The organism is Kribbella sp. NPDC031520 (assembly GCF_055580825.1).
Genome location: NZ_JBVIKS010000005.1, coordinates 374,998 through 399,439, shown reverse-complemented (window position 1 = coordinate 399,439; position 24,442 = coordinate 374,998). Strand labels below are relative to the sequence as shown.

The window sequence follows — 24,442 nt, the reverse complement described above, 5'->3', positions numbered from 1 at the left end:
GCAGCTCAGTCGGCACGTTGGACGGCGTACGGGACGAGGTGGCGGTAGCCGCGGACTGCTACTCGGCGGAGGCGGTGGAGGGTGTAGTCGGGGTGCCCATCGAGGGCGGCGGCGAGTTCTCGGTCGGCGAGGACGCGGCCGGGTTTGCACTCGGTGGTGAGCCGGGCAGCCAGGTTGACCACCTCGCCGTACACGTCACCGAGCCGGATCAGGATCGTCCCGTACGCGAGGCCGATCCGCAGCTCGGGCAGGTCCTCGTCGGCACTCACCGCGTCCTGCAGGGCGAGCGCGACCGCGGCGGCCTGTGCGGCGGTGTCGGTGACGAACAGCACCTCGTCGCCGATCGACTTGATCACCCGGCCGCCGTTCAGCGCGACCACGTCGGCGGCCATCCCCTCGAACCGCTCGATCAGCTGACCGAGCTCGGTCTCGGTCAGCCGCCGGGTCAGCCGGGTGTAGCTGACGATGTCCGCGAAACCGACCGCCCGGACGCCGCGGGCCAGCTCGTCGGAACCGGCCACCGCGCGGCCGGCGGCAGCGGCCAGGTGGCGGCGCCAGACGTACGTCTGCAGGCGCTCCATGGCCGGCAGCAGCAGGCCCGCGACCTCGATCGCCTCGTCCGCGGGCAGCTTGGAGCTGCCGAGGAACTCCAGGAACATCGCGGACTGCCACGACGCCAGCCGGGACTGCGTCTGCCCGAGCTTGCGGGCCAGCGACGACTCCATCTCGGGCTCGATGAATCCGTCGTCCTCGAGCGCCGCGACCAACCGCAACGCCTCGACGTCGTCGTCGGTGAACGCCACCTCGTCGTCCGGGACCGTCGCGAACCCGAGCGCGTGCCACATCCGCTCGGCCCGCTGGATCGAGATCCCGGCCCGTTCGGACACCTGCACCCGGGTGAACTTCCGCTCGCCACCGAGCAGGGTGCGCTCGAACTCGCGCTGGACCGCGGCGAGATCAGGTTCAGGAGCCACCGCGGCGCTCGGCAATGGTGGCGTCGATGGCGTCCCGGAACGCGGGCAGCCGCCGGGTCAGGTCGTCGAACTTCTCCCGGGTGAAGTGCAGCAGCTGCAGCCGCGACTTCGCCGTGACGGTTGCCGTCCGCAACGTGTTCTTCCGGACCGCGACCTCGCCGGCGATGTCGCCCGGCCCGAGCACGGCGATCTCCTCGCCCTTCTCCCGGACCGCGGCGGTGCCGCTCAGGATCAGGTACGCCGCGTCCGGCGGTGTCTGCTCCAGGATCAGCGACCAGCCGGCCGGTACCGAGACCTCCTCGCCGGCCCGGAAGATGTCCCTGATGTCCCGTCCGGACAGATCCGCGAACAGCGGCAGGTCCCGCGGGGACGTCCTACCCAGTGCCACGTCGATCCTCCTCGTCGGCCCCCAGTTCGGAACCGCGCCGGCCCGGTCGGGCCGGACGATGTTTCCCGTCGGTAACTCTAACGGCTCGAAGCGGCCGGGGTCATCCGGTGGCCGAAAATCGGCGGTTCCGGCGCGTCCGGGTCATCGGTTGCCCATTGCACGTATCCGTCCGGCCGGACCAGGACCCGCGCCGCCGGCAGCCCCCGGTCCGCCTCCAGCTCCCCGTCCTCGGCAGCGTCCAGCCACACGTGCCGGCCGGCCCGCAGCCGTTCCGCCACCGTCGTACCGTCACCAAGCCTCAGGTCCGGCATCCGCCGACCCACCAACGGATGCTCACCCGGTGCGTAGGCGAGTCCGATTCCCGAGATCGCCCCGGCGAGTCGCCGATTCGCCTCCGGTACGCCGAGCAGGTCCACGAACGTCTCGCGCAGACACGCGACGTCGTCGTCGGGCACCATCAGCACGCCCTGCGCCCGGGTGTTCGCGAGTACGGCGCTCCCGGCCGGGTGCCGCTCGTCGTGGTAGCTGTCCAGCAAGCCCTCGTCCGCGTCACCGCGGACGACCGCGCCGAGCTTCCAGCCGAGGTTGAACGCGTCCTGCAGCCCGAGGTTCATGCCCTGCCCGCCGGTCGGGGAATGGATGTGCGCGGCATCCCCGGCCACGAACACCCGGCCGGCCCGATACCGGTCGGCCTGCCGCGCCGCATCGGTGAAGCGCGAGGCGTAGCGGAGTTCCCGCAGTACGACGTCGTCGCCGTACCAAGCGTGCAGCGCGGACGCGACCTCGTCGTGGGTGACGGGCTGTTCCTTCGGGAGGTTCTGTTGCTCAGGGCCCGTGAACAGCGCCCGGTGTACGCCGTCCTCGAGCGGGACCAGCGTCATCACGGCACCGTCCCGCGGCACCAGCGAGGGCAGTTGCCAGCCGGGCTGTACGCCGGAGATCACCACGTCCGCGACGACCGCGGTGAACCGCCCGTCGCGTCCGGGGAAGCCGATCCCGGCCAGGTGCCGTACCGCGCTCCGGGCTCCGTCACAGCCGACGATCCAGTCCGCGCGAATCGTCGTACCGTCCGCGAACGTCGCGTCGACGCCGGAGTCGTCCTGCAGCAGCGCGGTCAGCTCCAGGCCACGTTGTACTGCTTGGGCGAGGCGATCTTCGAGGAGCTGCTCCACACGGAGCTGTGGAATCCCCAGCTGATAAGGGAAGCGGGTGTCGAGTGCGGTGTAGTCGAGTGGTACCGGGAGGCCGGCAAAGTGTCCGGCGGGCAACCGGGGCGCGTTGTCCACCAGGTCGTCGAGCAGCCCGCGCGAGTGCAGGATTTCCACGGAACGCGGCTGCAGGGTCAGCGCCTTGGACTGGCCGGACCGCTTCGTCGCCTTGTCGACAATCAGAACGTCTACACCGGCGAGGGCCAGTTCGGACGCCAGCAGCAGGCCGGTCGGTCCGGCACCTACGACGAGGACCGTCATGCGAGCAGGTCGTTCTTGCGCGAGTAGATCATCATGAAGCCGTAGAGCAGGACGAACAGGACGATCCACTGGACGGTCGTCGCGCCGGGGACCGCATCGAGCGGGAGTGCGTACGCGATGACCACGCGCACCACCGCATCGAACACGAGCCCCACGCCCCACACGATCGTGATCAGCCGAATCCCGTGCCGGAAGCGTGGTTCGCGATCCCATCGGCTCGCCCACACCTCGCCGCCGCCCGTACCACGCTTGGCCTCCGCGATACCGCGGCCGATCGCGAGCAGCAGAGGCTTGCCCAGGGCAACGGTCCCGAGCATCCACAGGCCACACAGCGCGGTGATCACGCCGTCCTTCGCAAGCAGCATCCGCGGACTGTGCATCACCAATGAGGCAACGGTCCCCACCGCCAACGCCACAATCACGAACAAGGCCATCCAATCGACCTTCCGGCCCCGAACAATCGAGTACACGGTCCGCCCCACCGGAATCACCGACCCCGCGAGCGTCGCCCCCACCACGCCTACCCCAGCTCGCCGCAACCCGTAGAAGATGACCAACGGCACGACCAGATCGACCACCACCGGCGCCAACACAGCACCCCACCGTGCCTTCGCCTTCCCTTCAACTCCTGGCTCGGCGGCGCTCATCGGTCGGCCCTCGTGGCTCGGCGGAAGAGCTCGGTGAGTTCTTCGGCGTAGTGGGTGGGGTCGGCGCCGGCGATCAGGCGGCCGGCGGAGGCGTCGATGGCGGCGCGGACGGTGTGCGCCATCAGCATCGGGTCGAACGTACGGAAGACGCCCGTCCGCTGCCCCTCCTCGAACAAGGCGGCCAGCCGGGCGACCGCCGCGTCGGCCTCCTCGGTCGGCACCGGCGCACCGCCGTACACGATCTGCTGCACCGCCCGCACGTGGTCCGGCCGGTCCGCGATGAACTCGACGTTGGAGCGGATGTACGCCGCCAACTTGGCGTCCATCCGCTCCGCCGCGTCGATCGCCGGCCGCATCCGGTCCGCCGCATCGGTGGTGACCCGGCGGAGCACCTCGGCGAGCAGTTCGTCCTTGGTCGAGAAGTGGTACGAGATCAGCCGCTTGCTGCTCAGCCCGGCCTCCTCGCAGATCGCGTCGTACGACGTCGCGCCGTACCCACGCTGGGCGAGCACGGTGATCGTCGCCGCCACGATCTGATCCCTCCGCGCCGCCGTGCTCCGGGTCCGGTCCGTGCTCTGATTTATCCGCATGAGTAAAAGTTACACACCCGGATAACCTTCGTCAAGCGGAGCGGCGGCGCCGGCGGGGGCGGTTGGTGCGGTTGGTCCGGCGGCGGATCGGGCGGCGGGGGCCGACCAGGCGGGGGCCGGCGAGGCGGTCCTCGAGGCGGCGGGCCTCGCGGCGGATCGGCTGGGCGACGTACTCACCGAGGATCAGCCCCGACGCGAGCGCGACGCCGATCGCGACCGCGGTGGTGAGGCTGACGATGCCGATCAGCTGACCGCCGGCCGTCAGCTCGTACAGGCCCTTGTAGATCGTCAACCCCGGCAGCAGCGGGATCGAGCCGGCGACCACCACGACCAGTGGCGGTACGCCGGTCCGCCGGCCGCCGGAGTACCCGCCGAGGCCGACGACGAAGGCAGCCGCCGCGGTGGACCAGGCCGGACCGAACGACGCCCTGGTCATCAAGGTGAAGATCAGCGAGGCCAGCGCACCCATCACCGCGACCGGCAGGAGTGCGCGCAGCGGTGCGTACGACGCGTACGCGAACGCGACCGCCATCACCGCGCCTGAGATCACCATCACCGGGAGGTTCGCCAGCTGGATCGTCTGCGGCTCGATCCCGACCTTCAGACCGAGCCGTAGCCCCAGCGCGAGACCGAGCGAGACGCCCGCGATGATCCCGCCGGTGAGCAGCATCGCTTCCAGACTGCGGGCCGCGGCGGTCACGTAATATCCGGTGATCGCGTCCTGGACGGCACCGGTGAGGGCGATCCCGGCCAGCAACATAATGATGCCGGCGGCAACTACCAGCGACGGTTTCACCGGTGCGTTCAGGGCGTACAGCACCAGGGCGACCGCGGTCGCGACGAACGCGCCCGCGACCTGCTGGTAGAACGCGGGCAGCCGCTGCCGGTTGAACCATCGGTTGTTCAGGTCGATCACGATCGCGGTCAGCACCGCGACCAGGGTGATCAGCCAGCCACCACCGAGCAGCAACGTCGCACCACCGGCCATCACGCCCCACGCGAGCACCGCACTCCAGCGCGGGTACGGAGGACCCGCGGACGTCAGCCGAGCCAGCTCGCGCGACGCCTCCTCACGGGACAGCTCACCGCGGGCGAACCGCCGTACCAGCCGGTCGACGTCGGTCAGCCGGGAGAAGTCCTGCGAGCGGTACCGGACCAACCGGATGTGTGTCTCGGGCGCGACGTCCGGGGCGGCCTGGTACGAGACGGCCATCGACGTGAACGTGATGTCGACCTCGCACCCGCGCAGTCCCCCGGCCGCGGTGACACCGAGGATCGTCGCGGTCGCGTCCGCCGTACCGGCGCCGCTGGACAGCAGCACCTCACCGACCCGCAACGCCAGGTCGATGGTCGCGTAGATCTCCCGCTGCTCGTCAGGCTGCATCTACTGCTCGAGCAGCCGGTGGGCCATCGCGAGGTCGGTGATCAGGATGTTGACCCAGCCGCCGAGCAGGGCGGCGCGGATCGCGGAGTACTTGCGTTCACCGCCGGCGACCCCAATCCGCCGCGGCACCGCCAGCAGCTCCTTCGCGGTCACCCCGATGACCCGTTGGTCGAACGTCGAACGCACCAGCTTTCCCTCTTCGTCGAAGAACCGGAAACACACGTCCCCGACGGCACCGAGCCGGCGTAGCTCGTCCTGGTCGGCCTCTGCAACCGCGTTGCCGCTGCGCTGCAGCAGCGGCGACGGCTCCAGGCTGCCGATCCCGACCAGGGCGTCGGTGAGTTGTCCCCACGTGCCCAGAACGTCCCGAACCGACACATCGTTCATCATCGCCCGGCGTACGGCGGGGGTCCCGACCAGCCCGGGCGCCGGCAGGTAGACCGGCATCCCACCGGTCAGCTCCGCGAACCGCGCGGTCAGCCGGGTGGCCTGCATCTGCACCGCGGCGTCGCCGAGACCGCCGACGATCTGCACCACCTTGTCCACCACCGGGACGCTCTTGCGCGGCATCCGGTCCACGGCCGAGATCAGCGTCTCGCTCCAGGACGAGATCCCGACCACGTGCCCGCCGGTGAGAGTCATGTCCAGGTACGCCGCCGCGCCCGAGCCGAGCGCGGGCAGGACCTCGTCGCCGACGCCGATCGTGTCGACGACGACCGCGTCGCGCAGCCCGTACCGGCCCTGCAGCTCGTCCTCGAGGTCGCTGTGCACGCCGCTCGGCATGGTCACCACGGTGTGCACGATGCCGACGTCGACGGCCTGCTTCAGCATCCGGGATACCCGCGCCTGGGACAGGTTCAGCTCGGCGGCGATCTGCGGCTGCCGGATGCCCTTCTCGTGGTACATCCGCGCCACCTTCGCGAGCAGCCGCAGCTCGTCCAGCCCCGGCTGGCGCACCGCGCGGTTGCTGTTCACGACACCCCTCTCGACCCGGTCAAACTGGACTATAGGCAGATGTAGACCCTCGGTGCGCCACCGGCGTCAGGCAACGGACTCTCCGGAGTGTCCCGTTTCCCGGTCGCGACCACCGAGCCGTCCCGCGGATCGACGATCGTGTACGCCAGCGGCACGGTGTCGTCGAAGACCATCACCGGCCCGCCGTTCTCGCGGTACACGATCAGGCCGCCGTCCTTGGTACTCAGCGCGCGACCGGAGATGACCCGGGTCCAGTCCGGGACCATGTCGGTGGTCGGCAGGCCGGCCAGGATCTTCCCGAGCAGGCCGACGTACGCCGAACCCTCGAAGCGGACGGCCTCGCGCCAGCCCGCGCCGGGCGCGAGGAAGAACTCGGAATGGCCCGGTTCCTCCGGGTGCAGGCGCCACTGCCAGAGGCTGCCGGCGCCGTACACGACGCCCATCGTGCCGCCCGCGCACAGGTTGCTCCACGCCTCGTGGCCCTGCCACCAGCCCTCGGCGACGCCGGTCCGGCCGGTGTGCTCGTACGTCGGCTCGCCGTTCGCCACTGCCTTCGCCGGGTGGTTCCGCCACATATCCGCGACCCGCTCGGGGACGTGCTCGCCGGTGTGGCCGGTCTGGCACCACTGGAAGTCGAGCCAGTCGGCGTCTTGGTGGGCTGCCGGCCGGACGTGCGGCCGGTAGTGGATGCCGGTCGGCTGCTCGTAGCAGTCGACCGCGTGCACCTCCTCACCACCCGCCGCGATCTGCGGCTCGGTGCCGGCGCCGTCCGCTCCGACCAGGTACATCGCCGGCTGAGCGCCGTACCGCGCGACGAGATAACGGCAGTACGCGGCGTACTCCTCCGGCGGTACGACCGGGCCTGCCACGTCAAGGCCCTTCCAACCGAAGCCGTGGAAGACGGGCTGGAGGACGGGGGCGATGCCATGCTCGACCAGGATCCTCAGCAAGTCGTCGAGGTACCGGAAGTACTCGAAGTTCAGCTGCTTGAGGTGGCCGTCAGGAAGATCTTCGAAGGCGACCCCGAACCCTTCGTCTTGCGTACGGTCGCGCGGGCCGACCGCCCGCATGTCCGGCTGCACCGTCATCAGCAGCACCGCGTTGAAGCCCTTGGCCTGTCGGTCAGCGGCGTACTCGCGTACCTGGTCAGGCGTAGCACGCCACGGCAGCGCCCAAGCGGTGTCAGCCACCAGCACAGCTGGCGTCCCATCCGCATGCACCAGACTCCGCCCACCAGGCGACATCCGCCAGAACCCATGCGCGTAGAACGGATTCCCCTCCCCCGCAGCCGCCGGCCGTACGTCGAACTCACCCGACTCCTGCCCATCCACCCACCTCCACCGCCCAGCCACCGGCGCCGCGAACCGCACCCTCCGCGCACCGCCGGCCCCGCCCGCTCCGTCGCCTCCCGCCGCCGCGGCGCCGTCGAGGAAGGTGGGCCGCCGCAGCACGAGACCATCCTCGTGCGAGAACTCGACCCAATCGCAGGTGGCGGGGAGTTCGATCTCGTGCCAGGTGGATGAGATGGACATCGAGCCTCCCGTGATCAGCTACCTGTCGTGACCAGTTTGCGGGCGGCGTCGGCGATTCCCTCGGCGGACAGCCCGTACCGGTCCAGCAGGTAGCCGGCCGACCCCGTGGGCGCGAACTCGGGGAACCCGAGGATCGTCACCCGCGCCGGATGCTGCTGCACGACGGTCTCCGCGACCGCACCGCCGAGACCGCCGGCGGCCACCGCCTCCTCCGCGGTCACGATGCCGGCCGTCTCCCGCGCGGCCGCGACCACTGCTTCGGTGTCCAGCGGCTTCACCGTCGGCATCGAGAGCACCCGCGCGGAGATCCCCTCCGCGGCGAGCCGTTCGGCCGCGGCCAGCGCCCGCCACAGCACGGTACCGTTGCTGATCACGGTCACGTCGTTGCCCTCCCGGACCGTGATCGCCCTGCCGAGCTCGAACGTGTAGTCCTCGGAGTACACCTTCGGCACACTCATCCGGCTGACCCGGATGAACACCGGCCCCTGCACCTCAGCCGCCCAGCGCAGCGCGGCCGCGGTCTCGATCGGGTCCGCCGGGACGATGATCCTGATCCCGGCGATCGCGCGCAGCCAGGCGATGTCCTCGATCGAGTGGTGCGTCGGCCCGAGTTCGCCGTACGCGACGCCGGGGCTCATCCCGCAGAGCTTCACGTTGGTGTTCGAGTACGCGACGTCCGCCTTGATCTGCTCGAGCGCGCGGGCGGTGAGGAAGCAGGACGCCGCCGACACGAACGGGATCCGGCCGCCGTTGGCCAGCCCGGACGCGACGCCGACCATGTCCTGCTCGGCGATCCCGACGTTGATCAGCCGGTCCGGGAACGCCTTTCGGAAGCTGTTCAGCTTGCTCGATCCGACCGAGTCGTTGACGACGCCAACGATCCGGTGATCGGCCTCGGCAAGTTGGGCGAGCGTCTCGACGTACGCGTCCCGGCAGTCGTACCGCGGCTGGTCGGCGATCGAACGGGTCTCGAGGACGGTCATCGCAGCTCCTTCAGGGCCTGCTGGTACTCAGCGGCATCGGGTACACGGTGGTGCCAGGCGACGTTGTTGCTCATGAACGAGATCGGGTGCCCTTTGTGCGTGTGCGCGATCACGAACGTCGGCTTGCCAGGCCGGAACGGGATCGCGGACAGTACGTCGAGCAGCTCGCCGTGGTCGTGGCCGTTCACCTCCACCACCGCGAACCCGAACGCGGTCGCCTTATCCGGCAGCGGGTCGAGGTCGTTGGTCTCCTTGGTGGTCGCGCCCTGTTGCAGCCGGTTCCGGTCGACGATCACGGTCAGCCGGTCGAGCTGGTACTGCGAGGCCGCCATCATCGCCTCCCAGTTCGAGCCCTCCTGCAGCTCGCCGTCGCCGACCAGGACGTACGTACGCCGCAGTGAGACGTCGAGCTTTGCCGACAGCGCGTGCCCGACTGCGACCGGAAGGCCGTGCCCGAGCGGGCCGGTGTTCGCCTCGACGCCGGCGACCTTGTTCCGGTTCGGGTGCCCGTTCAGCGCGGAGAGTGGCTTGAGGAACGTCGCGAGCTCCTCGACGGGCAGGAAGCCGTACGCCGCCAGCGTGGTGTAGAGCGCTCCGGCAACATGACCTTTGCTCAGGATGAAGCGGTCCCGCTCGGGGTCGTTCACCGTCTCCGGCGAGATGTCGAGCACCGCGCCGTACAGCGTGGCCAGGATGTCGATCGCGGAGAAGTCGCCGCCGATGTGGCCGGCGCCGGCGTGGTGGACCAGCTTCAGGTCCTGGATCCGGATCTGCCGGGCGGCCTCGGCGATGTGCGCGATCTGCTCGGTACGGCTGCTGTGGATCGGCAGCCGCCCGAGGACCGGCATCGTCGTGTGCTCGACTGTCAGCGTCATACGATCTCCGCCATCGAACTCAGCAGCACCTTCTGGACCAGCTTCTGCGCCGCCAGCGCGTCGTGCGACGCCTGAGCGGCGGCGAGCGCGTCATCGTCCAGTACGTCGAGCGCGTGGTGCACGGCCTTCAGGAACGTGATCGCCTGCTTCGCGGCCTGGACGCTGTCCTCGCGGAACGGGAACTGGTCGAGCTGCCAGACGCCCTCCCAGTTGTTCTTCCGCAGCGTGTGGAAGAACTCGAACGTCTCCACCAGGTGCACCGAGCCGACGACCATGTCGTCGTCCCAGCCCTTCATGTTGTCGTTGACGTCGATCGCGAAGAGCCGGTTGTAGTCGATCGCGAGCTGCGCCGCGTCGGCCGGCGTCTCCTGACCGTACAGCGAGTGGCCGAAGTCGAGCAGGATCCCCAGGTTGGGCCGGCCGATCTTCTCGATCCCGAGCAGGGTGCGGGCGACGTTCGGGAAGATGATCTTCACCCGCGGCTCGCGCGGCTTGTACTCGATCACGAAGTTGATGTCCGGGTGCGCCGACACCAGCTCCTTCAGGCCGTCCAGGGCCAGGTTCCAGATGTCGTGGTAGTCCACCTGGAACGGGTAGTCCCAGCCGTCCTGACCGGGCCAGAGCTTGACGTACGAGCAGCCGAGGTCCTTCGCCAGCTCCGTTGCCTGGTGCAACAGTTCGAGCGCCTGCTTCCGTACAGCGGGGTCCGGGTTGGTGAACGACCCCCTGACGAAGTCCTTGGTGTAGATCTCCGGGGTGATCGCGATCGCCTTCAGGTTGTTCCGCTGCAGCGCGGCCTTGACGTCGTCGAGCGTCCCGTCGTACCCGGCGAACGGCCAGTTCAGGTCGACCACCGAGAGGTCGCCGACGGCGCCGGCGCGGTCGATCTGCTCGATCAGGGTGACGGGTTCGCCGTACCCGTCCGTCGCGTAGCGGTCCTTGTAGGTGGCGAAGTGCCAGATACCCGCGCCGAAAACCGGCATATCGGTCATATCGTGTTCCTATCCTTTGAGGGAGCCGGCGGTCAGACCGCCGACGATCCAGCGCTGGAGCAGGGTGTAGGCAATGAGGATCGGGACCACCGCGATCAGGATGCCCGCGGCGAGCCCGGTGTTGTTGTTCGCGAACTGACCCTGGAAGTTCAGCAGCCCGACCGGGATCGTCTTGTGCGCGTCCGAGTTCAGCAGGATCAGCGCGAACAGGAACTCGTTCCAGGTCGCGACCGCGTCCAGGATCGCCACCGTCACCAGCGCCGGTACCGACAGCGGCAGGATCATCGTGAAGAAGACCCGCCAGTCGCCGGCCCCGTCCACCTTGGCGGCCTCGATGATCTCGTCCGGGATCTGCCGGAAGAACGACTGCAGCACCAGCACCTCGAACGGGATACCGAACGCCAGGTACGGCCCGATCAGCCCGAAGATGCTGTCGGTCATCCCGGCCGAGCGCATCATGATGAAGACCGGGACGATCGTGATGTAGATCGGGATGGTCAGCCCGAGGAACACTGAGAACATCACCGTCCGGCGGAACTTCATCCGGAGCTTGGCCAGCGCGAATCCGAGCATCGCCGAGACCAGGACGCCGAGCGGGACCTTGATCGCGGCCAGGATCGCGCTGTTCCGGTACGTCGTGGCGAAGTTGCCGATGTCCCAGGCGTCCTTGAAGTTGCTCCACGTCAGGTGGTCGGGCCAGCTCAGCGGACCGTTGCCGATGAAGTCCGCGAGGGGGCGTACGGCGGTGATCACCAGCAGGGCGAGCGGTGAGATCCAGAAGAGTGCCATCACTGCCAGGGCGAGGGTGATCACCAGACCGCGACGGCCCTTGGGTCCAGGACTGTCAGGCTGGGTTGTCGGTGCCGGCAGCTCTACCGGCGCTTGGGCTGTGAGGGTCATGAGGCCTCCCGGGTCTGGGAGCGGACGTACGGGATGCCGACGGCGATCGCTACGAGCGTGATGACGACGGCGATCGCGGTGCCGTAGCCGGCCTGGTAGTACTGGAAGACGTTGAAGTACATCCACGTACCCATCACCTGCGTCGACGTACCGGGGCCGCCGTACGTCATCGCGTAGATCATGTCGAAGACCTTGAACGAATCGATCAGCGACAGCGCGAGCACGATGTAGTGCGCGGGCCGCAGACTCGGCATCGTCACGTGCCAGAACTGCTGCCACTTCGACGCACCGTCGACGGTCGCGGCCTCGTACAACTCGTTCGGAATCCCCTGTAGTGCGGCCAAGTAGAGCAGCATCGGGAAGCCCGTACGCAGCCAGATCGCCGGGACCATCACGGCCCACAGCGCGGTCGAGTCCTGCCCGAGCCACGGCTGCGCCAGCCCGTCCAACCCGATTGCCCGTAGCAACGAGTTGATCGCGCCGTACTGCGGGTTGTACAGCCAGCCCCAGATGCTCGCGATCGACACCAGCGGCAGGACGGCCGGCGTGTAGAAGACCAGCCGCAGGATCGGCTTGCCGTGCACCTTGCCGTTCAGCGCGATCGCCAGCAGCAGGCCGATGACGGTCGGGACCGCGATCGTGACCACGGTCCAGATCAGGTTGTTCTTGACCGCGGTCACCACGACCGGGTCGTGCGGCAGCTTGAAGTAGTTGCTCAGCCCAACGAACTTGTACGTGGCGCTCAGGCCGTCCCAGTTGGTCAGGCTGAAGAACAGTGACGACAACGCCGGGTACACCAGGAACGCGACGTACACCGCCAACGCGGGGATGGCGAACAACCACGGTGACCACCGGCCACCACGTTTCACCTGTTTGACTGCAACGGTTGCTGCCATGCCGTCAGCTCTTCGCCCAGGCGGAGACGATCTCCTGCATCTTCTTCGCCGCCGCGTCCGGCTTGACCGAGCCCTGCAGCAGGTCGCTCTGGATGCTGAAGTACTGGTCGGCCTGCTTCTTCGGGAACGCCTGGTCCTGGATCGTGTAGAACGGGTTGCCCGAGTACTTCTGGGCCCACTCGGCCGCGAGCGGCAGCGTCTTCGGGTCCGGCTCGGCGCCCTTGACCGTCGAGGCGGTGATGTTCATCGCCTTCTGGGTGGCCGGCTGCACGATGAAGTCGATCAGTGCGGCCGCCTTGTCCGCGTTCCCGCTCCGGGCGTTGATCATGTAGCCCTCGACGAATCCCGAGTGCCGCGCCGGGGTCTTGTCGGTCGGCAGTTCGAAGTTGCCGAACGCGGACGAGCTCTTCTTCGCCGCCAGGATCGCGCCGGCCTCGGTCCACGGTCCGGTGATCGTGTACGCCGTCTTGCCCTGCACGTACCACGGTTCCACGTCGGACGGGTCGAGCGCCAGGGCGCCCTGGGGCAGCCACTTCTTGTCCTGCCACTTCTTGAACAGCGTGAACGCCTCGACCACCTCGGGTCGGTCCCAGCTCTCGCCACCGGTCAGCAGCTTGTCGTGCAGGTCCGGCCCGGCGGTGTGCTCGAGCAGGTACTCGAACAGCCGCATGATGTCCCATCCGTACTTGCCGCCCAGCCCGCACGGCGTGACGCCGACCGCGACCAGCTTGTCGTTGGCGGCCTCTAGCTCGGCGTACGTCGCCGGCGGAGCGGCGATCCCGGCCTTCGCGAACAGCGACTTGTTGTACCAGGCACCGATCCCGAGCGAGATGAACGGTACGCCGGACTTCACCCCGTCGAACGTCATCCCGCCGATCGCCTTCGGGTTGATCTTCGAGTCCCAGCCGTACTTGTCGAAGTACGGCTTCAGGTCGAGGGACTGCTTGGCCTTCGCGAACGGCGCGCCGATCTGACCGCCCCAGATCCGCCAGACGTCCGGGCCCTTGCCGCCGAGCAGCTCGGTACGGAGCTTGTCCGGGTACACCGCGGCACCCGAACCGGGCAGGCTGTCGACGGTGGTCGTGGTCCCGTTCTGTGCGTCGAACTTCTTCACCTGCGCCTTCAGCAGGCCGATCGTCGAGTCGTCCTCGTACGTGAACAGGCGCAGGTTGTTCGACGCCGCCTGAGTGGCTGCCCCGCCGGTCGACGTACCACCGCCCGTACAGGCGGACAGACCGGCGCCGAGCGCGGCGGCGGACGTGAAACCGAGGAAACCTCTACGGCTGATCATTGGGTGCTCCTTTGGCGGGCAAAACGGCGGATCTTCGCGAACATGTCCTCCAGCAGGAAGCGCACGTCGACCTGCTCGCAGACCTGGATGGGGTTGTCGGTGCCCGGCAGGTACCAGCCGTCGACACCGAAGCGCGGCGCCGGACGGGTCCGGAAGTTGCCGCTGTGCGGGTAGAGCATCAGGGAGATCGCAGGCGAGTCGCCGAGGGAGCGGGACTCGATCGGCTCGCCGTGGTACCTCGCGTTCCACTCGATCAACTGCTCGATCAGGTACTTGCCGAGCAGGCCGGCGTCGCCGATCTTCTCCTCGAGCTCCGCGTAGCTGACCGAAACCTTGGTGTAGACGTCACTCGGGACCTGCCAGACGGTGATCCCGGACCCGAAGACCACGTTGGCCGCGTGGACGTCGTTCGACAGGTTGAACTCCATCCCGTGACCGGCCGCGTAACCGTTGTAACCACGGCCGCCGATCCAGACCACGATCACGTTGCGGTGCACGAGCTCCGGGTCCAGCAGGATCGCCGACGCCATGTCGGTGAGCGGCCCGAGGAACGACACGAACAGCGGGTCGTTCTCGCCGGCCAGCTTCGACTCCTCGACGATCAGGCGGGCGCCGTCGGAGTCACGCGGGGTCTGCTCGTCCGGGATGCCGGCCGGCGCACCGTTCGCGACGGTGACCTTGCCGGTCAGGTCGAGCAGGTCCAGCAGCAGGTCGATCTCCTCGCGGGACTCCTCCATGCTCCGATCCGACCGGTGGGTGCCGAAGTGCGCCGGAATCAGACCACGTACGTCGAAGGTCGGCGACAACAGCCCGTGCACGATCGCGAACTGGTCGTCGGCCTCGTTCTTGGCATCGGTGTTGATGATCACCCGGCGTCTACTCGGCTTCACGCTTGACCTCTCGCTTGAATAGATATTCAATAGTGCATAGCCTGTCGCCATGAGTGTCACCACGCAGCTAGAGTCCCGTCAAGACCTCAGTTGAAACTTGGAGGGCCGATGCGCCAGGTGGTGCTGGCAATAGACCAGGGCACAACCAACTCGAAAGCCGCCCTGGTCACCGCGGACGGCCAGGTGCTCGCCACTGGTTCGTCTCCGGTTGCCCTCTCCACCCCTCACCCCGGCTGGGTAGAACAAGACGCCGAAAACCTGTGGCAGAGCGCGCTCACCGCAGTTCAGGCCTGCTTGCTACCCGAGGTACAGCTCGTGGGGATAGCGCTGTCCACGCAGCGCGAGTCTGTTGTGGGGTGGGATCGTTCGGGTAACCCCGTCGGGCCGGTTCTGGGTTGGCAGGACGTTCGGACCAGTAGTTGGTGCGCCCAACTACCGCCGGCGGTTGACGAGCTGGTACGCCGGCGTACGGGGCTCCGGGTCGACGCGATGTTCTCGGCGCCGAAGATGCGATGGTTGCTGGATCGCTCGGACGCGTACGTCGGCACCGTCGACAGCTGGTTGATCCATCGGCTGACTGGTTGCCGGGAGCATCTGACCGAGGCCGGCAACGCGTCGCGTACCTTGCTGTACGACCTGACGACCCTGGACTGGTCCGCAGAGCTGCTCGATGCGTTCGGGGTGCCGAGGACCGCGCTCGCCGAGGTGCGGCCGTCCAACGCGGGCTTCGGGCACACGAAGGACGTGCCGGGTCTACCGGACGGGATCCCGATCGTCGCCGTTCTCGCCGACTCGCATGCGGCGATGTACGGCCAGGGGTGCACGCGGAGCGGGATGGTGAAGGCCACGTACGGAACCGGCTCGTCGGTGATGACGCCGGTGGACGAGTTCGTCCCGGGCGGCTGCACGCTCGCGTGGCTGACCGATCGGCCCGTTTACGCACTGGAAGGGAACATCGTCTCGTCCGGTGCCGCGCTCGCCTGGACCGCGGACCTGCTCGGTCTGCCGGACGTCGGCACGCTGATAATGCTGGCGGCAACAGTCCCGTCGGCCGAGGGCGTCGTACTCGTCCCGGCCTTCGCCGGCCTGGGCGCACCACATTGGGACCGCGAGGCCCGCGCCGCACTCACCGGGATGAGCAGCTCGACCACCCGCGCCCACGTGGCCCGCGCCGCCGTCGACGCCGTCGCACACCAGATCTGCGACATCACCGACACCATCCCCGGCGGCCTCACCACCCTCCGCGCCGACGGCGGGGCAACCGTCTCGGACCTCCTCATGCAAACCCAGGCCGACCTCCTGGGCCACGCGGTCGACGCAGCCGACGTACCGGAGATCTCCGCCCTCGGCACCGCCGAACTGGCCTGGACTACCCTCGGCGCCCCCACCGCCTGGTCGTCCCACCGCACGTTCCGCACGTACGAACCCACCACCGAAGACCCCACCCCACGCCGCACCGCATGGGCCGCCGCAGTCACCGCAGTCCGCACAACAACCCCCTGACCTCCCAAACCCACCCTGCCCCGCCGGCGTCGAGTCGGCGGGTGGTGGCGGTTGGAGATCGCTTTCCGTTGCAGGTTGACTGGGGGATGGGGGACATTTATGGTTGCGCTCACAGCCACGGAAAGCCCTTTCCCAGGTGTGAGCGTGAGAGGTACGACTGTGAACGAGCGACGCATCGGCATTGTGATGAACGGCGTCACCGGCCGGATGGGCCTGCGCCAGCACCTCGAGCGTTCCATCGTGGCGATCCGGGAGCAGGGCGGGATCCCCGCCGCCGACGGCACGATGATCGTCCCCGAGCCGATCCTGGTCGGCCGGAACGAGTCGAAGCTGCGGCGGATCGCCGAGCAGTACGGGCTGGAGCGGTGGACTACCGACCTCGCCGAGGCATTGGCCGCACCGGACGTCGAGATCTATTTCGACTCCCAGCTCACCCAGCTCCGCGAGAAGGGCGTCCGCGCCGCCGTCGAGGCCGGCAAGGCGATCTACTGCGAGAAGCCGATCGCGGAGAGCCTGGACGCGGCCGTCGACCTGGCCAAGCTGGTCGTCGACTCCGGGCTGAAGAACGGCGTGGTGATGGACAAGCTGTCGCTGCCCGGCCTGCGGAAGCTGAAGCGGCTGGTCGACGGCGGGTTCTTCGGCCGGATCCTGTCGGTGCGCGGCGAGTTCGGGTACTGGGTCTTCGAGGGCGACTGGCAGGAGGCGCAGCGGCCGTCCTGGAACTACAAGTCCGAAGCGGGCGGCGGCATCATCCTGGACATGTTCTGCCACTGGCGGTACGTGCTCGACCAGCTGTTCGGCGAGGTCAGGTCCGTCTATTGCCAGGGCGCGACGCACATCCCGGAGCGGGTCGACGAGCAGGGCAACCCGTACGCCGCGACCGCCGACGACGCTGCGTACGGCGTGTTCGAACTCGAAGGTGGGATCGTCGCCCAGCTGAACTCCTCCTGGGCGACGCGCGTCTTCCGCGACGAACTGGTCGAGTTCCATGTTGACGGTACCGAGGGTTCCGCGGTCGCCGGCCTGCGCAACTGTCGCGCCCAGCACCGCTCGGCCACGCCGAAGCCGGTCTGGAACCCGGACATCCCGGCCACCGAGAAGTTCCGCGACCAGTGGGCGACGGTGCCGGACAACGAGGTGATGGACAACGGCTTCAAGGTGCAGTGGGAGATGTTCCTGCGGCACGTGGTCGACGACGCACCGTTCACCTGGGACTTCGTCGAGGCCGCCAAGGGCGTCCAGCTGGCCGAACTCGGCCTCAAGTCCTGGCACGAGGGCCGCAAGCTCGAGGTCCCCGAGCTCGACCTGAAGGCGAACTGATGGAACTGAGGCTTCCTTCCGGAGGCGGGCTGGAGACGTATCGGCTGGTTGGTGAGCCGGTTGCTCACGGCAACTACAGGCCGGCGCGGTCGCGGTTGGCGTTTGCGGCGGCTCATGTGGTGGCGGATCCGTTGGCGAACAACTCGCCGGGGGCTCCGGCGGTGGTCGACTGGGACCACACGCTGGAGTTCCGGCGGCACCTGTGGTCGTTGGGGTTGTCGGTCGCGGAGGCCATGGACACCGCACAGCGCGGGATGGGCCTCGACTGGGCCGCCACCCAGGAACTCATCCGCCGCTCGGCCGCGGAGGCGCCCGACGGCCGCATCGCCGTCGGCGCGGGCACCGACCAACTTGCTGCTGGCAACCATTCTGTAGAGGATGTCGTTGCGGCCTATGAAGAGCAGTTCTCCGTAGCTGAAGCCGCCGGCGCCCAGCCGATCATGATGGCGAGCCGGGCGTTGTGCGCGGCCGCCGAATCGCCGGACGACTACCGGAAGGTGTACGACCGCCTTCTCACGCAGTCGTCGCGCCCGGTCATCCTGCACTGGCTCGGCCCCATGTTCGACCCTGCTTTGGAAGGATACTGGGGCAGCGGATCATTCGAAGCCTCGCTGAAGACAGTTGTCGAGCTGATCAACGACAACGTGGACAAGGTCGACGGCATCAAGATCTCGTTGCTCGACGCATCGAAAGAGATTGCCCTACGCAACCAGCTTCCCGAAGGCGTACGACTGTACACAGGTGACGACTTCAACTACCCGGAGCTGATTCGCGGGGACGGTGAGCGTCACAGTGACGCCCTGCTCGGGATCTTCGCGGCGATCGCCCCCGCTGCGGCAGCTGCTCTGAGGGCCCTGGACGCCGGTGATCTGGAGACCTACGAGCGGGTGTTCGCGCCTACGGTTCCGCTGGCGAGGCAGATCTTCTCGGCGCCGACGTACTACTACAAGACCGGGATCGCCTTCCTCGCTTGGCTCAACGGGTTCCAGCCGGGCTTCACGATGGTCGGCGGTTTGCAGACCGGGCGTTCGCTGCCCCACCTCGCGGACACGTTCCGCCTGGCGGATCAGGCCGGCGTACTGACGAACCCCGAACTCGCCGTCGACCGCTTCCGCCAGCTCCTACGCGTCAGCGGAATCGACGCATGAACCGGTACAGCCTCAACCAGGCGACCACGAAGTACTGGCCGCTGGAGGACGTCGTCGCAGCGAGTGCCGCCGCGAACCTGGCGTGGATCGGGCTGTGGCGCGAGCCGATCCAGGAGTACGGCGTCGACAAGGCGGCGAAGCTGGTCGCGGACGCCGGCCTCAAGGTCTCGTCACTGTGCCGCGGCGGATTCTTCACCTCGACCGACGCGGCCGAACGGCAGGCGAAGATCGAGGACAATCAGCGCGCGATCGACGAGGCCGCCACCATCGGTACGTCGGTACTCATCCTCGTCAGCGGAGGACTGCCGCCCGGCTCCCGGGATCTCGAGGGCGCCCGCGCGATGGTCCGCGACGGGCTCGCCGAGCTGGCGCCGTACGCCGAGGAACGCGGCGTAACGCTCGCGGTCGAGGCCCTGCACCCGATGTTCTGCTCGGACCGCTGCGTGGTGTCGTCGCTCGGCGGCGCGCTCGACCTGGCCGAGCAATTCCCGGCGCACCAGGTCGGCGTGGTCGTCGACGCGTACCACCTGTGGTGGGACGCGGACGTCTACCGGCAGATCGAACGCGCCGGCGAGCGGATCCTGTCGTACCAGGTCAGCGACTGGGTGGTGCCGCTGCCCGAGGACACCCTGCTCGGCCGGGGCATGATCGGCGACGGCTCGATCGACCTGCGCGGGTTGCGCGCCGCCTGCGACGCGGCCGGGTACGACGGCCCGATCGAGGTCGAGATCTTCAACCAGCAACTGTGGGACGCGCCGGGTCAAGAGGTGTTCGACCTGGCGTACGCGAGGTATCAGGAACACGTCCTCTGACAAGGAGTTACCTGTATGACTGACCGGACCATTCCCGCCGACGGGATCGGGATGCACCTCTACACGATGCGTGACGTGTTGGCCGAGGACTACCCGGGGACGCTGAAGCGGCTCGCGGGGATCGGGTACCGGACCGTGGGCGTGAGCGGGCGGTTCGACCACAGCGCGGCGGAGATCCGTGGGTTCGCCGACGACGCCGGCCTCGGGATCGTGCTCGAGCACGTCGGGTACGCGCGGATGCTGGAGGACTGGGCCGGCGCGCTGGCCGACGTACGGACGCTCGGTGGGCAGTGGGCCGTCGTACCGTCGATTCCTTCCGAACTGCACTCCGTGGAGGGCTTCAAGACCGCGGCGGCGGCGTTCACCGAGGCAGGCAAGGCCGCCCGGGACGCCGGGCTGAAGCTGCTGTTCCACAACCACGGCCGGGACTTCGAAGAGGTCGACGGGCGGGTGCTGTACGACATCCTGCTGGACGTGGATCCGGAGCTGCTCGGGTTCGAGCTCGACCTGTACTGGGCGGTGGACGGTGGCCACGACCCGGCCAAGCTGTTCCAGGACCACCCGGGCCGCTTCCCCGCCCTGCACGTGAAGGACATGGCCGAGGACGGCGCGTGGGAGGACGTCGGCGCCGGCAAGCTCGACTTCGGCGCGATGTTCGCGTACGCGGAGTCGGGCGGCGTCGAGCAGTACCTCGTCGAGCACGACAAGCCCACGGACGCGTGGAAGTCGGCCGAACGCAGCTACCGCGGGCTGACCGAGCTGCGCTACTGATTTGGGGTGCCAACAAACGGCTGTTTGCTGTGACAACAAACGCTTAACCGGGTCAGCTGTGGATACGTCTGCTCACCCGTGGTGAAATCGGCCTATTCTCAACAGGTGCAGAACGAGCCAGCGGTCCGGCTGTCCGCCGTCCGTCGCCTGTACGAGGTGAGCACGCGGATGGGCGCTGGGCGCAGCCTTGCCGAGACTCTGCAGGCGGTCGTCGACGGCGTGGTGAACGGGCTCGGTTTCGGTATCGCCGTACTGAACCTGCGGCACCCGGACGGGAAGTTCGAGGTGATCGCGGTCGCCGGATCGCCCGAGGCCCGGGAGGCGCTGCTCGGCCGGGTGAGTGCGTCCGATGTCTTCGACGCGGATTTCGCCATCGCGGACACCTGGGGCCGGCTCCGGTTCGTACCGCACGAGCGCTTGGGCGAGGGTGAGGTGGTCGGGTGGGTGCCCGACGTCCCGGTCTCCGACGACCCGGACGCGTGGCACCCGCTGGACGCGCTCTTCGCGCCGCTGTACTCCCCTGCCGGTGAGCTGGTCGGGATGCTGTCCGTCGACCTGCCCGAGGATCACCGACGGCCGGGGCCGATCCACCGGGAACTGCTGGAGATCTTCGCCACCCAGGCCGGGCTGGCGATCGACAAGGCCCGGCTGACCGAACAGCTGCTCGCCGAGAAGACCCGGCTCGAGGCGAGCGAGGCGACGTTCCGGCTCGTCTTCGAAGGCGCCGGGAACGGGATGGCCACGGTCGCGTTCGACGGGCCTGACCTCGGCCGGATCCTGCGGGTGAACGACGCGTTCTGCCGGATCACCGGGTACTCGGCGGATCAGCTGGTGGGGACGCGGCTCGTCACGTTCCTGCGCGACGAGGAGCCGGACCAGACCCGGAGCGAGCTCGAAGAAGTTGCCGCCAACAACAGTACGTACCGGTTCGAGCGGGTGTTCACGCAGCCGAACGGCAACCTGATCTGGCTCGGCGGTACGGCGGCCCTGGTCGCGCAGGGCGCCGGCCAACCGCGGATCCTGCTCGTGCAGATCGACGACGTGACGGCCCGCAAGGACGCCGAACGCGAACTCCGCCACCACGCCGCGCACGACCCGCTCACCGGCCTCCCGAACCGCCGGCTCCTCCAGCACCGCTTCACCAAGGTCCTGGAACAGACCCGAGCCACCGGCCGCTCCGGAGCGCTCCTGTTCTGCGACCTCAACCACTTCAAACTGGTCAACGACAGCTACGGCCACGAGGCCGGCGATCACGCCCTCTGCGAGATCGCCACCCGTCTCAGCACCGCGGTCCGCCATGGCGACACCGTCGCACGACTCGGCGGCGACGAGTTCGCCGTACTGGCCGAAGACATCACCGGCGACGACCTCACCACCCTGATAACCCGCCTGAAAGACGCCGTCACCCGCCCCCTCCCCAACATCACCATCCAGGTGACCACCAGCGTCGGCACCGTCCCCATCACCCCCACCACCACCGACCTCGACGCCCTACTCCACGAAGCAGACCAAGCCATGTACGCCGCCAAGAACCGCCGCGGCTGACCGATTGCAGCAACCTGCAGCTCGTGTTCATTGCCGCCGGACGTGCGGATGTGCTTGAAATAGGGCCATCGTTCGACCTGGGGGGAAGATGCGCGTTGTCATGGACGGGCCGTTCTGGCTCGAGTACGGCCAATTCTTTGTAGCTGGGTACACGGAGCCGCAGACGTGCTTCGCCGGGCAGCAGAACGGGTTGTGTGGAGCCGCGGCGCCGGGGCATCTCCACCTGCGGACCGGCCTGCACACCGGGAAGGTGGGCCTTCGGGTCGAGGTACACGAACGCATGCCCTCAGTGGAGTACGACGCCGAGGACGTCGTCGAAGCGTCGTACCTCGCGTCCGGGGACGCGCAACTGTCGGCGCTCGGCGGCCATGGCGTCCCTCTGGAGTTGGAGCCGATCGGATATCGAGTTCGGTACTCCGCCTGGGGGATGGATGCGGGGCATCAATCCGGCCCGCCCGCCGACGACGAGTCGCTGGTCGACCGGTACCTGCTGCAGTTCTGGCCTGCCCGCCCGGCGCCCGAGCGGGTGGTGAAGGTGACGAGCCGGCAGGCGGCGTACTGGCACCGCGTAGCCCGCGAACTACCGACTCTGGAGCAACTCGCCCAGCAACGAGCCGACCGTGCGCGTCTGGCCGAGGAGAAGCGCATCGCCGAGGAAGCCGCCGCCTGGGGAGGAACCCTGCCGAGCGACCGCCTCCGCGACATGATGTTCGCCCAGGACCTGTGCAGTCTGGACCGCCCGCTGGTCGACGCGCTGGAACGAGCCGACGAAGTGACACGTCGTGCGGTGGCTCGCTGGGCTGCCCGCCGAGCTTGCGTAGAGGCCGGCTATGCCCAGGACGATCAGATCGCGGCGATCCTCGACGGCATGGACCGCGGCGACGACTACTGGCCCCTGTTCCATCCGCCGGTGCCCAACCCCTCCGGCGAGGTCACGCTTGTCCTCGGCACCGTGAAGTACGGCTGGCGGGACGACGCAGCGCCGCTGGAGAACGTGAAGATGGTGGTGCAGCCGACGTACGACGAGAACTCTCTCCGCGGCGCGATCCGTGCGGTGCTGTGGAGCCTCGGCCCGTTCGCCAACAAGCCACTGCTGCTCGCCGAGCTGCGGCTGACCTTCCCGGAGCTGATCTGATGCGCAGAACTACCGGGTCCGGTACTGCGGCAACCGACGCCGGAGGAGTTCGCGAAACGGAAGCGAGAGAGCGCGCGGCAGGATGAAGAGCGGCTGGCCGCCGAGTTGCGGGAGCGGTTCTTATGAGCCCAGGGACTTGAGGGGTTCGTCGGTGAGGCGGTAGATGGTCCATTCGTCTTGGGGTTTGGCGCCTAGGGATTTGTAGAAGTTGATGGCGGGGGTGTTCCAGTTGAGGACGGACCATTCGAGGCGTTCGTAGTTGTTGCGGACGCATTCTTGGGCCAGGGCGGTGAGGAGGGCTTTGCCGAGGCCGGTGCCTCGGGTTTCGGGGCGGACGAAGAGGTCTTCCAGGTAGATGCCGTGTACGCCTCGCCAGGTGGAGAAGCTGAGGAACCAGATGGCGCAGCCGACGACCTCGCCTTCGTGTTCGGCGACGTGGCAGAAGACGGCCGGGGATTCGCCGAACAGGGCGGTCTGCAGTTGGTCCACGGTCAGGTGGCATTCCTGCGGAGCGCGTTCGTACTCGGCGAGGGCGTACACCAACTCCACCAGAGCAGGTACGTCGTCGGGACGGGCTCGGCGGATGCGGTCGTCGGTCTGCATACGACCTATCCTGCACCGGTCCGGCCTGAGACTCGGATTGATCAGGCCGCCAGGCCGCCGTCGACCTGCAGGACGGCGCCGGTCACGTACGACGACCGGTCGCTCAGCAGCCAGGCGGCGGCCTCGGCGACCTCCTCCGGCCGCGCGGCCCGCCGCAGCGGGGTCTGATCAACGATCAGGTCGATGATCCCGGGCGATGCTCCGTCCCAGTCGTGCAGCATCTCGGTCAGGGTGGCGCCCGGAGCGATCGCGTTCACCCGGATCCCCTCCGGGCCGTACGTCTTGGCGGCCGATTCGGTGAGACTGTTCCCGGCTCGCTTGAGCGCGCCGTACGCCGGCAGCGCCGGGTTGCCGCGCAAGCTGCCGACACTGGACGTGTTCACGATGCTGCCGCGGCCGGCCGTGGCCCGGATCGCGGTCACCTCGGCGCTGATCGACGCCCAGAGCCCACGCAGATTCACGGCGTACAGCCGATCCAGCTCAGCCTCCGGCAACGTGTCGACCGATCCCGGTGGTTGTCCCGACGCGCCGTTGTTGAAGGCGCCGTCCAGACGGCCGTACTCCGCGACCGTACGATCCACCGCCGCGCGGACGGACTCCGGCTCCGCGAGGTCGCAGACGACGTACGCGGCGTCGCCGATCTCCTTCGCGACGCCGGCCAACTGTTCCTCGGTACGGGCAGCCAGCATCACCCGCGCACCTTCGGCGGCGAACAGCCGCGCGGCCGCGGCGCCGATTCCCCGCCCGGCACCGGTGACGAGGACGACCTTTCCTTCGAGCAATCTCTCCATGCCGACGATCCTGTTCCGGGCCGTGCCT

General features: G+C 68.4%; 24 protein-coding genes. 7 read left to right on the top strand and 17 right to left on the bottom strand.

Annotation, left to right across the window (positions count from 1 at the left end; genetic code table 11):
- Nucleotides 1-5 precede the first annotated feature (5 nt).
- The 15 genes from ACZ5BU_RS27195 to ACZ5BU_RS27125 all read right to left on the bottom strand — a co-directional run bounded on the left by ACZ5BU_RS27195 (nucleotide 6) and on the right by ACZ5BU_RS27125 (nucleotide 14,786).
- Nucleotides 6-974, bottom strand: coding sequence for an adenylate/guanylate cyclase domain-containing protein (locus ACZ5BU_RS27195; RefSeq protein WP_465703256.1), 969 nt, complete (start codon nucleotides 972-974; stop codon nucleotides 6-8).
- Complete coding sequence (locus ACZ5BU_RS27190; protein ID WP_465703255.1) at nucleotides 964-1,362, bottom strand: cyclic nucleotide-binding domain-containing protein; 399 nt, start codon at nucleotides 1,360-1,362, stop codon at nucleotides 964-966. The genes ACZ5BU_RS27195 and ACZ5BU_RS27190 overlap by 11 nt, the downstream gene beginning before the upstream one ends.
- A 77-nt stretch (nucleotides 1,363-1,439) precedes the next feature.
- Nucleotides 1,440-2,831 (bottom strand): FAD-dependent monooxygenase, encoded by a 1,392-nt coding sequence (locus ACZ5BU_RS27185; RefSeq protein WP_465703254.1) that lies wholly within the window; start codon nucleotides 2,829-2,831, stop codon nucleotides 1,440-1,442.
- Entirely contained in the window at nucleotides 2,828-3,478 is a 651-nt protein-coding gene (locus ACZ5BU_RS27180; RefSeq protein ID WP_465703253.1) for a VC0807 family protein, read from the bottom strand. The genes ACZ5BU_RS27185 and ACZ5BU_RS27180 overlap by 4 nt, the downstream gene beginning before the upstream one ends.
- Nucleotides 3,475-4,008 (bottom strand): TetR/AcrR family transcriptional regulator, encoded by a 534-nt coding sequence (locus ACZ5BU_RS27175; RefSeq protein WP_465703252.1) that lies wholly within the window; start codon nucleotides 4,006-4,008, stop codon nucleotides 3,475-3,477. Before ACZ5BU_RS27175 ends, ACZ5BU_RS27180 begins: the two co-directional genes overlap by 4 nt.
- Nucleotides 4,009-4,099: 91 nt before the next feature.
- On the bottom strand, nucleotides 4,100-5,452 hold the full coding sequence (locus ACZ5BU_RS27170; RefSeq protein WP_465703251.1) for a threonine/serine exporter family protein: 1,353 nt from the start codon (nucleotides 5,450-5,452) through the stop codon (nucleotides 4,100-4,102).
- The gene (locus tag ACZ5BU_RS27165; protein ID WP_465703250.1) at nucleotides 5,453-6,427 is read right to left on the bottom strand and encodes a sugar-binding transcriptional regulator; all 975 of its coding nucleotides are present in this window, start codon (nucleotides 6,425-6,427) and stop codon (nucleotides 5,453-5,455) included.
- 29 nt (nucleotides 6,428-6,456) lie between these two features.
- Nucleotides 6,457-7,959 carry a glycoside hydrolase family 140 protein gene (locus ACZ5BU_RS27160; protein WP_465703249.1) on the bottom strand — a complete coding sequence of 501 codons (1,503 nt, stop codon included), beginning with the start codon at nucleotides 7,957-7,959 and terminating at the stop codon, nucleotides 6,457-6,459.
- Nucleotides 7,960-7,973: 14 nt separating this feature from the next.
- A complete protein-coding gene (locus ACZ5BU_RS27155; RefSeq protein ID WP_465703248.1) occupies nucleotides 7,974-8,942 on the bottom strand; it encodes a transketolase family protein in 969 nt (322 codons plus the stop codon).
- Entirely contained in the window at nucleotides 8,939-9,817 is an 879-nt protein-coding gene (locus ACZ5BU_RS27150; protein ID WP_465703247.1) for a transketolase, read from the bottom strand. The genes ACZ5BU_RS27155 and ACZ5BU_RS27150 overlap by 4 nt, the downstream gene beginning before the upstream one ends.
- Entirely contained in the window at nucleotides 9,814-10,809 is a 996-nt protein-coding gene (locus ACZ5BU_RS27145) for a sugar phosphate isomerase/epimerase family protein (RefSeq protein ID WP_465703246.1), read from the bottom strand. The genes ACZ5BU_RS27150 and ACZ5BU_RS27145 overlap by 4 nt, the downstream gene beginning before the upstream one ends.
- Before the next feature lie 9 nt (nucleotides 10,810-10,818).
- Nucleotides 10,819-11,709, bottom strand: coding sequence for a carbohydrate ABC transporter permease (locus ACZ5BU_RS27140; RefSeq protein WP_465703245.1), 891 nt, complete (start codon nucleotides 11,707-11,709; stop codon nucleotides 10,819-10,821).
- Nucleotides 11,706-12,605 (bottom strand): carbohydrate ABC transporter permease, encoded by a 900-nt coding sequence (locus ACZ5BU_RS27135; RefSeq protein ID WP_465703244.1) that lies wholly within the window; start codon nucleotides 12,603-12,605, stop codon nucleotides 11,706-11,708. Before ACZ5BU_RS27135 ends, ACZ5BU_RS27140 begins: the two co-directional genes overlap by 4 nt.
- 4 nt (nucleotides 12,606-12,609) lie before the next feature.
- Nucleotides 12,610-13,896, bottom strand: a complete 1,287-nt coding sequence (locus tag ACZ5BU_RS27130; protein ID WP_465703243.1) for an ABC transporter substrate-binding protein — start codon at nucleotides 13,894-13,896, stop codon at nucleotides 12,610-12,612.
- The gene (locus ACZ5BU_RS27125; RefSeq protein WP_465703242.1) at nucleotides 13,893-14,786 is read right to left on the bottom strand and encodes a nucleoside hydrolase; all 894 of its coding nucleotides are present in this window, start codon (nucleotides 14,784-14,786) and stop codon (nucleotides 13,893-13,895) included. Before ACZ5BU_RS27125 ends, ACZ5BU_RS27130 begins: the two co-directional genes overlap by 4 nt.
- Nucleotides 14,787-14,894: 108 nt before the next feature.
- Between ACZ5BU_RS27125 and ACZ5BU_RS27120 the strand changes: the two genes are divergently transcribed.
- The 7 genes from ACZ5BU_RS27120 to ACZ5BU_RS27090 all read left to right on the top strand — a co-directional run bounded on the left by ACZ5BU_RS27120 (nucleotide 14,895) and on the right by ACZ5BU_RS27090 (nucleotide 23,020).
- Entirely contained in the window at nucleotides 14,895-16,289 is a 1,395-nt protein-coding gene (locus tag ACZ5BU_RS27120) for an FGGY family carbohydrate kinase (RefSeq protein WP_465703241.1), read from the top strand.
- A gap of 144 nt (nucleotides 16,290-16,433) precedes the next feature.
- On the top strand, nucleotides 16,434-17,609 hold the full coding sequence (locus ACZ5BU_RS27115; protein ID WP_465703240.1) for a Gfo/Idh/MocA family protein: 1,176 nt from the start codon (nucleotides 16,434-16,436) through the stop codon (nucleotides 17,607-17,609).
- Nucleotides 17,609-18,757 carry a dihydrodipicolinate synthase family protein gene (locus tag ACZ5BU_RS27110; protein WP_465703239.1) on the top strand — a complete coding sequence of 383 codons (1,149 nt, stop codon included), beginning with the start codon at nucleotides 17,609-17,611 and terminating at the stop codon, nucleotides 18,755-18,757. The genes ACZ5BU_RS27115 and ACZ5BU_RS27110 overlap by 1 nt, the downstream gene beginning before the upstream one ends.
- Entirely contained in the window at nucleotides 18,754-19,569 is an 816-nt protein-coding gene (locus ACZ5BU_RS27105; protein WP_465703238.1) for a sugar phosphate isomerase/epimerase family protein, read from the top strand. The genes ACZ5BU_RS27110 and ACZ5BU_RS27105 overlap by 4 nt, the downstream gene beginning before the upstream one ends.
- A 15-nt stretch (nucleotides 19,570-19,584) precedes the next feature.
- The gene (locus tag ACZ5BU_RS27100; RefSeq protein ID WP_465703237.1) at nucleotides 19,585-20,340 is read left to right on the top strand and encodes a sugar phosphate isomerase/epimerase family protein; all 756 of its coding nucleotides are present in this window, start codon (nucleotides 19,585-19,587) and stop codon (nucleotides 20,338-20,340) included.
- A gap of 105 nt (nucleotides 20,341-20,445) precedes the next feature.
- The gene (locus ACZ5BU_RS27095; RefSeq protein ID WP_465703236.1) at nucleotides 20,446-21,885 is read left to right on the top strand and encodes a diguanylate cyclase domain-containing protein; all 1,440 of its coding nucleotides are present in this window, start codon (nucleotides 20,446-20,448) and stop codon (nucleotides 21,883-21,885) included.
- 88 nt (nucleotides 21,886-21,973) lie between these two features.
- The gene (locus ACZ5BU_RS27090) at nucleotides 21,974-23,020 is read left to right on the top strand and encodes a hypothetical protein (RefSeq protein ID WP_465703235.1); all 1,047 of its coding nucleotides are present in this window, start codon (nucleotides 21,974-21,976) and stop codon (nucleotides 23,018-23,020) included.
- A gap of 120 nt (nucleotides 23,021-23,140) precedes the next feature.
- Here the strand turns inward: ACZ5BU_RS27090 and ACZ5BU_RS27085 are convergent, their stop codons facing one another.
- The gene (locus ACZ5BU_RS27085) at nucleotides 23,141-23,623 is read right to left on the bottom strand and encodes a GNAT family N-acetyltransferase (protein ID WP_465703234.1); all 483 of its coding nucleotides are present in this window, start codon (nucleotides 23,621-23,623) and stop codon (nucleotides 23,141-23,143) included.
- Nucleotides 23,624-23,664: 41 nt separating this feature from the next.
- Entirely contained in the window at nucleotides 23,665-24,414 is a 750-nt protein-coding gene (locus ACZ5BU_RS27080; RefSeq protein ID WP_465703233.1) for an SDR family NAD(P)-dependent oxidoreductase, read from the bottom strand.
- Nucleotides 24,415-24,442: the final 28 nt, after the last annotated feature.